2 protein-coding genes are annotated in these 1103 nt (G+C 30.2%); both read left to right on the top strand.

Annotated elements, in window-relative coordinates:
- The coding region (locus tag Q8M88_RS04345; protein WP_305595022.1) for a hypothetical protein at window positions 1-679 on the top strand (679 nt) is incomplete at its 5' end.
- Window positions 680-838: 159 nt separating this feature from the next.
- A partial coding sequence (locus Q8M88_RS04350; protein WP_305595023.1) for a hypothetical protein occupies window positions 839-1103 on the top strand: 265 nt, incomplete at its 3' end.

The raw sequence follows: 1103 nt of genomic DNA on the forward strand, positions 1-1103 counted from the left end.
CACGTTAGAAGTCGATGAAATAATTTTTAAAGTATATAATCAGGATTTCAATGAAGTTCCAGAGAAAATTGAAACTCTAAGAAAAACATCGCCGCAAATTTCTCAATATATAAAGATTGACTACTTGTGGTGGAAAATGATTTCATTTTATTCTAATTCGAACGAATCTGAATTTATAGCCGAACTTGATGAATTAAAAGACGATAATAAAATATTTGAATATCAGAATTATGACCGTCTAATTTACTTTACTTATCAAATTAGGTATGAGAATTTAAAAGATAAAAAATTTTCAAAATACCTGACCTTACTAAAATTTCATTTTTTTATGAAAACCATTGATATGAACAGTACAATTGAATCAACCTCATTTGTAGTTTGTATGTTCAAATTGATGAATGAACTGGATGAATTTATGAAATACAAATTTCTATATGATCATGGATTCAACACAAAAATAAATTTGGAGAAATGTAGTATAAGTCTGCAAAGAATAGAAAATATCCACAATTATGAGTACAAATCATTTGACGTTGTAAAAACATATTTATTGGCAAAAATTTATCTCGAAATTGAAAACGATAATCAGAAGGCATTAAATAAATTTCAGAAACTTTCTAAACTATTCCCAGGAAATAATATCTTCAAACTGACAGTTACGAGCATAACAAATCGCTGAAAAATAATCATTTGAAGAAGGATTTCTCTAACCTTAATTGATTTCATTTTATCCGTGAAGATCCAGTCAGATTATCTTTTATGGCTGATTCGAGTCGGTTAAAATAAAAATTCCTCCAAAACCAAAATAAAAATACTGTAAATTGCGATATTTAATTTGATGAAGAAATTAAAGATTGAAATACAGGTTATCCTTTTAACCATCTGCATTGCAGTTGTGGTAATTATTTCAGGATATCTGGCTTATCAGAGTCTTTCCAAAATTGTTGATACCATCCATAAGGAAGCACGTCCCGATCTCAAATTACTCCTGATTAAAGATATTGCTGCCGATCTGAATGAAGTTGAAAACACCATCCGCCTATACAGCCTCACCAGCGATACCTCCTTCCTTCATCCATACCGGCAACTGGGCGCTGATATTC

Origin of the sequence: Phenylobacterium sp. (assembly GCF_030693805.1) — a bacterium.
Taxonomy (GTDB): Bacteria; Pseudomonadota; Alphaproteobacteria; order Caulobacterales; family Caulobacteraceae; genus Phenylobacterium.